Origin of the sequence: Intestinimonas sp. HCP28S3_D6 (assembly GCF_052065695.1) — a bacterium.
In the GTDB taxonomy this organism is placed as follows: domain Bacteria; phylum Bacillota; class Clostridia; order Oscillospirales; family Oscillospiraceae; genus Intestinimonas.
Genome location: NZ_JBQHTM010000076.1, coordinates 1 through 8,242, shown reverse-complemented (window position 1 = coordinate 8,242; position 8,242 = coordinate 1). Strand labels below are relative to the sequence as shown.

Sequence of the window (8,242 nt, the reverse complement as noted above, 5' to 3'; positions counted from 1 at the left end):
GCAAAGCAGCTCGCTGCCCACAACCGCCGCTCCAATAACTTCCCCATGAGACCTTTGGGTTGGCTTTCTCCTCGAGAGTTCACCGTCCAATATGTTTGACAAACCTACAAGCCGCAGTTTGAGGGGCAAAAAGAAGGACCCGGAGCATGGCTCCGGGTCTCCTCTGATTCACTGATGCTTTAGGCCAGATACTGCTTGAGGGCCTCCACCCGGTCGGTCTTCTCCCAGGGCAGGTCGATGTCGGTGCGGCCAAAGTGGCCGTAGGCGGCGGTCTGCTCGTAGATGGGCCGCAGCAGGTCCAGGTCACGGATGATGGCGGCGGGGCGCAGGTCGAAATGGCGCTCCACGATTTTGGAGAGCTCCTCTTCGGGAAGGACGCCGGTGCCGAAGGTGTCCACCAACACGGAGACAGGGTGGGCCACACCGATGGCATAGGCCAGCTCGATCTGGCACTTGCGGCACAGGCCGGCGGCCACCAGGTTCTTGGCGGCATAGCGGGCCATGTAGGCGGCAGAGCGGTCCACCTTGGTGGGGTCCTTGCCGGAGAAGGCGCCGCCGCCGTGGGCGGCGCTTCCGCCGTAGGTGTCCACGATGATCTTACGGCCGGTGAGGCCGGTGTCGCCCACAGGCCCACCCACCACGAAGCGGCCGGTGGGGTTGACGAAGAACTTGGTGTCGGCGTCGATATACTGGGCTGGGATGATGGGCTTGATGACAGTCTCCACAATGGCCTCCCGCAGATCCTTCAGGGCGATGTCGGGATCGTGCTGGGTAGAGACCACGATGGCGGGGCAGCGGACCACCTTCCCCTCCTCGTCGTACTCCACGGTGACCTGGCTCTTGCCGTCGGGGCGGACCCACTTGAGCTCGCCGCTCTTGCGGACCTGGGCCAGCCGCCGGGTGAGCCGGTGGGCCATGGAGATGGGGGCGGGCATGAGCTCGGGGGTCTCGTCGCAGGCGTAGCCAAACATCATACCCTGGTCGCCGGCACCCACCAGGTCCAGGGGGTCGCTGTCGCCGCCCTGCTGGACCTCATAGGACTGGTTGACGCCCATGGCGATGTCGGGGGACTGCTCGTCGATGGCGGTCATGACGGCGCAGGAACGGTAGTCGAAACCGTAGGCGGGATCGGTGTAGCCGATGCGCTCCACGGTGCGGCGGACGATGGAGGGAATGTCGGTGTAGTGGCTTGTGGTGATCTCACCCATGACCGTTACCATGCCAGTAGTGGTGAAGGTTTCACAGGCCACGTGGGCATGGGGATCGCTGGCCAGGATGTCATCCAGAACAGCGTCAGAGATCTGGTCGCAGACCTTGTCGGGATGTCCTTCGGTAACAGACTCAGAGGTAAATACGCGGTGACTCATAAACATTTCCTTTCTTTTTTCCGTTAGCGGTGGAAAACGGCAACAAAAAAGCGCTCCTACCGACGGAGCGCACGAGATCTTACCCTCATCTTTCGAACACTGCCGCCGGATTTGGCACCTTGCGGTCTCCCACAGGTTGCCGGGCTTCATCGGGCCGTTCCCTCCGCCACTCTTGATAAGGTTATGGAGTTGTATCTTCATTATAGCATCTTCATAGAAGATGTCAAGGCCTCTCACCTGGAACCGCACGGCAATAAATTGGAAAGTTCACAATTTCTTATAGACTTCCCAGGCGAAAGAGGGTAAAATACTTTGCACACGAATTCATTACACTTTAAGGAGGCCCCCTCATGCGCTCCGTGGACAGCTGGCTGGACCGCTTCTGCTACAAACACCCCAAACTGGGGATTCCGAATCTGATGACCATTCTGGTGGCGGGTACCGCTCTGGTCTACCTCATGGACCTTTTCAGCAACGGCATGTTTTCTGCCATGCTCTACTTCTCCCCCACCGCCATTCTGCATCACTTCCAGCTCTGGCGTCTGGTCACCTTTCTCTTCGTGCCCCTGAGCTATGAGCCCTTTACCCTGGTCCTCTCCCTGTACTTTTACTGGTGGATCGGCCGGAGCCTGGAGCAGGAGTGGGGAACTGTCAAGTTCACCGTCTTCTATGCCTGCGGAGTGCTCTTCAACATCATCTTCGGCTTCCTGGCTGGCGGCACCAGCGCCACCTACCTGAATCTTTCTCTCTTCTTCGCCTTCGCCAGCCTCTACCCTGATCTTCAGGTGCTGCTCTTCTTCATCATCCCCGTCAAGGTCAAGTGGCTGGCGTGGATCGACGCCGCCTTCTTCGCCCTCACCATTCTCTTCAACCTGATCAATCTCAACTTCGTGGGGGCGCTGCTGCCTCTTGTTGCCATCCTCAACTACGTGCTCTTCTTCTGGTCCTTCCTCCGCGACTTCACCCTCCGGACCTTCCGTCGGGCCCAGCATCAGAATTCCCGGCAGACCATCAATTTCAAAAAGGCCGCCCGGGAGGCCAGGAAGGACAAGGGCTACCTCCACAAGTGCGCCGTCTGCGGCATTACCGACGCCGACGACCCCAATATGGAGTTCCGCTACTGCTCCAAGTGCAACGGCTACTACTGCTACTGTATGAACCACATCAACAACCACGTTCACATCCAGTGACAGAATGAGATGGGAGGTATTTTCATGACGGAACAGGAACTGGTGGACCGTGCCTTTGCCATGCTGGACCGGTCCTATGCCCCCTATTCCCACTTTCCTGTAGGCGCCGCCCTGGAGTGTGCCGACGGCACCGTTTTTACCGGCTGCAACGTGGAGAACGCCGCCTACGGCTCCACCATCTGCGCCGAGCGCACCGCCGCAGTGAAGGCCATCAGCGAAGGGCACCGGGACGACTTCGTCCGCATCGCCATCGTGGGCAACTCAACCGACTACTGCTGGCCTTGCGGCTCCTGCCGCCAGTTTCTCTTTGAGTTCGCCCCCGACCTGGAGTGCCTCATCGCCCGGGGCGACCACAAATACGTAAAGCTCCCCCTCCGGGAGCTTCTAGCCCACGGCTTCGGCCCCAAATCCCTGCTGTAAATGCGTTTTTTTCACGACTGCATAAAACCTCTCCATTTTGGCCATCCTAAGACCCGGATACCAAAATGAGGAGGTTTTTTCCGTGATCGTGGATAAGATCGCCCTGATCCTCGCCATCGTGGGCGGGCTCAACTGGGGCAGCATCGGGATCTTCGGCTTTGACCTGGTGGCCTTTTTCTTCGGCGGCTCCGGCAGCGCCATCAGCCGTGTGATCTATACCCTGATCGGTCTTGCCGCCGTGTGGTGCATCTCCCTTCTGTTCCGGGACACCACCGCCGGAAAGCAGGCCTGAACGAGACCGCCGCGTATCCCTTTCGGGCATACGCGGCGGTCTTTGTCTGTCTATTCCACTTTATAAGTGAGCAGCCAGATGCTCACCGGCAGGCCGATGAGGATAACCCCCAGGCCCACAAAGCCCAGGGGCAGGCTCCGGAGGAAGAACCAGAGGAGAAATCCGGCCAAAATAGCCAGGACGGCGGCGGTGGACAGGGTAGCCCGGTGGCGCTTCTTCCCGCTTTTGCAGCACAGAGTGACGGTGAGGGAGAGCACATAGAGCCCCACCCCCAGAGCCAGCACTGTCAGGAAGCCATCACCGCCGGTCCAGGACTCCAGCTGGGCCACCCGCTCCGCTCCGTCGAAATAGATCCTGGGCCAGACATCCCTCATCTCGTCCAGGCAGAGCTGGAAAGCGACCTGCTGCAAAGCCGCACCTACAGCGATGACCACCGTCCAGGCCAGGGTCCGGCCCAGCACCGGCTGCCAGGCCGGCCTGTCGCTGGTCCGCTCCAGATCGAAGGCCCCGGTGAAGGGCCATTTCAGCCCCCGGTACACCGCCAGGCTGGCAAATGTGACCAAATGAAGGCTCAGGAGGAGCGGTACTCCGCTGCCGTTCCAGCTTGCGGCCGCATTGAAGTCATAGGTCAGCCACAGTCCCAGAAAAAAGAGCGTTCGGCCGTTCAGCAGCCCACTCTCCCGGAGCTCCCACTTGGCGCTGTTCCACAGTCCCTTCACCGGCCACCACCTCCAAAGACCTCCATGTACTTCTCCTCTACCGACACGCCCTCCCGCTGCCGCAGCCCCTCGGCGGAGGCAGACAGGACCACATAGCCCGAGCGGAGGAAGAGGACGTCGTCCAGGATGGGTTCGATGTCGTGGACCAGGTGGGTGGCCATGAGAAGGGCGTTGTGGTCCTCCATGACCTCCGCTGCCGCCGACAGGATCTTGGCCCGCTCCACCGGGTCCACGCCCCCCAGGGGCTCGTCCAGGAGATAGAGGTCGGCGTCCCGGGCCAGGAGCAGGCCCAGGTCCAGCCGCTCTGCCTGGCCCTTGGACAGCCGGGACACTGGCTCCCTCTCCGGAAGATTTCCCGACACCGCCCGGAACCGGTCCAGGTCCAGGCCCGGGAAGAGGTCCCGATACCACTGGATGGCCCGGCGCACCGTCAGTTCCCGGGGCAGCAGGGTGTGGTCGGCCATATAGGCCACCTTGGGCCGGTCCCGGCGGGCGATGGGCCTTCCGTGGAGGAGGATCTCGCCCCCGTCGGGCCGCCACAGCCCGGCGATGGTCCGCAGCAGAGTGGACTTTCCCGCCCCGTTGGGACCCAACAGGCCGGTGATGTGGCCCGGAGCCAGGAAAAAGCTGCACGCCCCCAGCACGATCTGCCCGTCCAGATACTTACAGAGCCCTTTGACTTCCAGCAGACTGTCCACCGTCTCCCTCCTCCCCGCTCAGCCGCTCGGCGGCCTCCAGCCGGGAAAAGCCCAGCCCCGCCATGCCCTTGAGGTAGGCCGCCGCCAGGGCCTGGGCCATCTCCTCCCGGAGTGCGGAGAGCCGTTCCCAGTCCCCGGTGACAAAGGAGCCCACCCCTCGCCTCGTCTCCAGCAGGCCCTCCCGCTCCAGCTCGGAGCACACCCGCTGCATGGTGTTGAGGTTGATGCCGTACCGAGCCGCCAGCGCCCGCACCGACTCCACCCGGCTCCCCGCCGGCATGCCTCCTGTCACCATCTCCCGCTTCATGTCCTCCATCACCTGGAGGTAGATGGGCACGCTGTTGCTGAACTGCATGGTGCTCCCTCCCCGTGTTTTAGTGTTCTATTTTAATAGTACACTAAAACAGAAGATTGTCAAGAAAAAAATCCTTGACAGACACCCCCCGGGGGGGTATGATAAAGATACCCCCCCGGGGGGTATTATTAGAACCATCTCACATGGGAGGGACCGGCCATGATGGCAGATCAAAAGACGGTGCTCCGGCTCTTGAAGACGGCGCGGGGACAGATGGACGGCATCATCAAAATGGTGGAGGAGGACCGGTACTGCATCGATATCTCCACCCAGGTCATGGCGGCTCAGGCCATGCTGGGCCGGGCCAACAAGGAGATCCTCACCGCACACCTGAAGCACTGTGTCAACACCGCCCAGACCCAGGCCGAGCGGGAGGAGAAGATCGACGAGCTGGTGGATATGCTGGGCAAGATCCTAAAGTAGTTCTTTTTCTTGAAAGAAAAAGAACCAAAAAGAACTTTGGGCTTTAAACTTGTTCCAATATGCAGACTTTTTCTTCTATTTTGCAGTTCTCAAACCGAAAGCGTGGTGACCCCAATGAAACAAAAATTTACGGTAACGGGTATGAGCTGCGCCGCCTGCTCCGCCCACGTGGACAAGGCGGTGCGGAAGCTGGAGGGCGTCAGCGAGGTCAATGTGAACCTGCTGGGCGGCTCCATGACGGTGGAGTACGACCCCGCCGCCGAGTCCCCGGAGGCCATCATCGCCGCCGTGGACGCCGCCGGCTACGGCTGTGCGCTGCCCCAGGCGGCAGCCGACAAGAGCGACGCCCGGGTGGATGCCCGGGCCGAGGCCGCCAGACAGATGGAGGAGGAACTCAGCGGCATGAAGCACCGGTTCCTGGTGTCCCTGTGCTTCCTGGTGCCCCTCTTCTACATCGCCATGGGCCACATGATGGGCTGGCCCCTCCCCGCCTTCTTCCACGACAGCCGGAACGCCCTGGCCTTCGCCTTTATCCAGTTCCTGCTGGTGCTGCCCATCATGTATATCAACGACAAGTACTACCGGGTGGGCTTCAAGACCCTCTTCCACGGCGCCCCCAACATGGACTCCCTCATCGCCGTGGGCTCCGCCGCCGCCGTGATCTACGGCGTCGCCGCTATCTTCCAGATCGGCTACGGCCTGGGCCACGGCGACATGGAGCGGGTGGAGCACTGGGCCATGGACCTCTACTTCGAGTCCGCCGGCATGATCCTCACCCTCATCACCCTGGGCAAGTTTTTGGAGACCCGGTCCAAGGGCAAGACCTCCCAGGCCATCAGCCGCCTCATGGACCTGGCTCCCAAGACGGCCACCGTCCTCCGGGACGGCGTGGAGACCGAGGTGCCCGTGGAGGAGGTATCGGTGGGCGACCTCATCCTGGTCCGGCCCGGCGCCTCCATCCCCGTGGACGGGGTGGTCACCCAGGGCAGCTCCTCCGTGGATGAGTCCGCCCTCACCGGCGAGTCCATCCCTGTGGAGAAGGGCCCCGGCGACAAGGTGGTCTCTGCGGCCATCAACAAGTCCGGCTCCTTCACCTTCCGGGCCACCCGGGTGGGCGACGACACCACCCTGGCCCAGATGATCGCTCTGGTGGACGAGGCCGCCTCCTCCAAGGCCCCCATCGCCAAGCTGGCCGACAAGGTGGCCGGGGTCTTCGTCCCCGTGGTCATGACCATCGCCGCCGTCACCGCCATCGTCTGGCTCATCGCCACCGGCGGCGACATCACCCGGGCTCTCACCGCCGGGGTGGCCGTGCTGGTCATCTCCTGCCCCTGTGCCCTGGGCCTGGCCACCCCCGTGGCCATTATGGTGGGCACCGGCAAGGGCGCTGAAAACGGCATTCTCATCAAGTCCGCCCAGGCCCTGGAGACCCTCCATAGCATCCAGACCATTGTCCTGGACAAGACGGGCACCGTCACCCAGGGCAAGCCCAGGGTCACCGACATTCAGCCCGCTGACGGCGTCACTGAGGAGGAGCTTCTCTGCGTGGCCGCCTCCCTGGAAAAGCCCTCCGAGCATCCTCTGGCCGAGGCCATCGTGGCCGAGGCGGAGGAGCGCAGCATCCCCCTGGTCCCCGCCGAGGGCTTCCAGGCCCTCCACGGTCGGGGCGTGCAGGCCGACCTTCAGGGTTCCGCCTTCCTGGCGGGCAACCGGGCCATGATGGAGGAGCACGGGGTGAACCTTGGCGGCTACCTGGCCGCCGCCGACGCCCTGGCCGAAAACGGCCGGACCTCCCTCTACTTCGCCCAGGACGGCAAACTTTTGGGGGTCATCGCCGTGGCTGACACGGTAAAGCCCACCAGCGCCGCCGCCATTTCCGCCTTCCGTGACCTGGGCATCGACGTGGTCCTCCTCACCGGCGACAACAAGCGCACCGCCGACGCCATCGGCCGGGAGCTGGGAGTGAGCACCGTCATCGCCGAGGTGCTGCCCCAGGATAAGGAGCGGGTCATCGCCGACCTCCAGGCCCAGGGCAAGAAGGTGGCCATGGTGGGCGACGGCATCAACGACGCCCCCGCCCTGGCCCGGGCCGACGTGGGCCTGGCCATCGGCGCCGGCACCGACGTGGCCATCGAGTCCGCCGACATCGTCCTCATGAAGAGCGACCTCATGGATGCCGTCACCGCCGTGGAGCTCTCCAAGGCCACCATCCGCAACGTGAAGGAAAACCTCTTCTGGGCGTTTTGCTACAACTCCATCGGCATCCCCCTGGCCGCCGGCGTCTTCTTCCCCATTCTAGGGTGGCAGCTCTCCCCCATGTTCGGCGCCGCCGCCATGAGCCTGAGCTCGGTGAGCGTGGTATCCAACGCCCTGCGGCTCAAACTCTTCAAGCCCAAGCACACCGCCCCGGCCTCCCCGGAGGTCCCCGTGGAACCCAAACCCACAAAATCCACACCGCAAAATGAAAAAGGAGTGTCTGTTATGGAAAAGAAGATCATGATCGAAGGTATGATGTGCCAGCACTGCGTGGCCCACGTCACCAAGGCCCTCACCGGCCTGCCCGGCGAGTCCGCCACCGTGTCCCTGGAGGACAAGTGCGCCACCGTCAGCGGCCCCGCCACCGACGAGGAGCTCAAGAAGGCCGTGGAGGAGGCCGGCTACCAGGTGGTCTCCATCCAGTAACCAAAGCCTACAGGAAGAGGGCGGGTCCACTGAGTGGACCCGCCCTCAGCTTGTCGAAAAAGTGTCCATACGCTGGATTTTGTACAAGAGCCTCGC

9 protein-coding genes and 1 riboswitch are annotated in these 8,242 nt (G+C 62.6%); of the genes, 5 read left to right on the top strand and 4 right to left on the bottom strand.

Features of this window, described 5'->3' with window-relative positions:
- Positions 1 to 179: 179 nt before the first annotated feature.
- The gene (gene metK, locus ACTNBK_RS15960; protein ID WP_441147601.1) at positions 180 to 1,367 is read right to left on the bottom strand and encodes a methionine adenosyltransferase; all 1,188 of its coding nucleotides are present in this window, start codon (positions 1,365 to 1,367) and stop codon (positions 180 to 182) included.
- Between the two features lie 82 nt (positions 1,368 to 1,449).
- Positions 1,450 to 1,549, bottom strand: a riboswitch (SAM riboswitch).
- A gap of 168 nt (positions 1,550 to 1,717) precedes the next feature.
- On the opposite strand from metK, the gene ACTNBK_RS15955 reads away from it, so the two are divergent.
- The 3 genes from ACTNBK_RS15955 to ACTNBK_RS15945 all read left to right on the top strand — a co-directional run bounded on the left by ACTNBK_RS15955 (position 1,718) and on the right by ACTNBK_RS15945 (position 3,269).
- Entirely contained in the window at positions 1,718 to 2,557 is an 840-nt protein-coding gene (locus ACTNBK_RS15955; RefSeq protein ID WP_441147599.1) for a rhomboid family intramembrane serine protease, read from the top strand.
- Positions 2,558 to 2,581: 24 nt separating this feature from the next.
- Entirely contained in the window at positions 2,582 to 2,977 is a 396-nt protein-coding gene (gene cdd, locus ACTNBK_RS15950; RefSeq protein ID WP_441147597.1) for a cytidine deaminase, read from the top strand.
- A gap of 85 nt (positions 2,978 to 3,062) precedes the next feature.
- Positions 3,063 to 3,269: a DUF378 domain-containing protein gene (locus ACTNBK_RS15945; protein WP_441147603.1), complete on the top strand. Its 207-nt coding sequence runs from the start codon at positions 3,063 to 3,065 to the stop codon at positions 3,267 to 3,269.
- A 50-nt stretch (positions 3,270 to 3,319) separates the two neighbouring features.
- Here ACTNBK_RS15945 and ACTNBK_RS15940 read toward each other — a convergent pair whose 3' ends face one another.
- Genes ACTNBK_RS15940 through ACTNBK_RS15930 form a run of 3 tightly spaced genes read right to left on the bottom strand, consistent with a single transcriptional unit; the run spans position 3,320 to position 5,041 of the window.
- Positions 3,320 to 3,988: a hypothetical protein gene (locus tag ACTNBK_RS15940; RefSeq protein ID WP_441147595.1), complete on the bottom strand. Its 669-nt coding sequence runs from the start codon at positions 3,986 to 3,988 to the stop codon at positions 3,320 to 3,322.
- The gene (locus tag ACTNBK_RS15935) at positions 3,985 to 4,686 is read right to left on the bottom strand and encodes an ATP-binding cassette domain-containing protein (RefSeq protein WP_441147593.1); all 702 of its coding nucleotides are present in this window, start codon (positions 4,684 to 4,686) and stop codon (positions 3,985 to 3,987) included. Before ACTNBK_RS15935 ends, ACTNBK_RS15940 begins: the two co-directional genes overlap by 4 nt.
- Positions 4,652 to 5,041 carry a GntR family transcriptional regulator gene (locus ACTNBK_RS15930; protein ID WP_441147591.1) on the bottom strand — a complete coding sequence of 130 codons (390 nt, stop codon included), beginning with the start codon at positions 5,039 to 5,041 and terminating at the stop codon, positions 4,652 to 4,654. Before ACTNBK_RS15930 ends, ACTNBK_RS15935 begins: the two co-directional genes overlap by 35 nt.
- Before the next feature lie 159 nt (positions 5,042 to 5,200).
- Between ACTNBK_RS15930 and ACTNBK_RS15925 the strand changes: the two genes are divergently transcribed.
- Together ACTNBK_RS15925 and ACTNBK_RS15920 are read left to right on the top strand one after the other, a co-directional pair.
- A complete protein-coding gene (locus tag ACTNBK_RS15925) occupies positions 5,201 to 5,464 on the top strand; it encodes a metal-sensing transcriptional repressor (RefSeq protein WP_441147589.1) in 264 nt (87 codons plus the stop codon).
- A 114-nt stretch (positions 5,465 to 5,578) separates the two neighbouring features.
- A complete protein-coding gene (locus ACTNBK_RS15920; RefSeq protein ID WP_441147587.1) occupies positions 5,579 to 8,146 on the top strand; it encodes a heavy metal translocating P-type ATPase in 2,568 nt (855 codons plus the stop codon).
- The last annotated feature ends 96 nt before the right edge of the window (positions 8,147 to 8,242 follow it).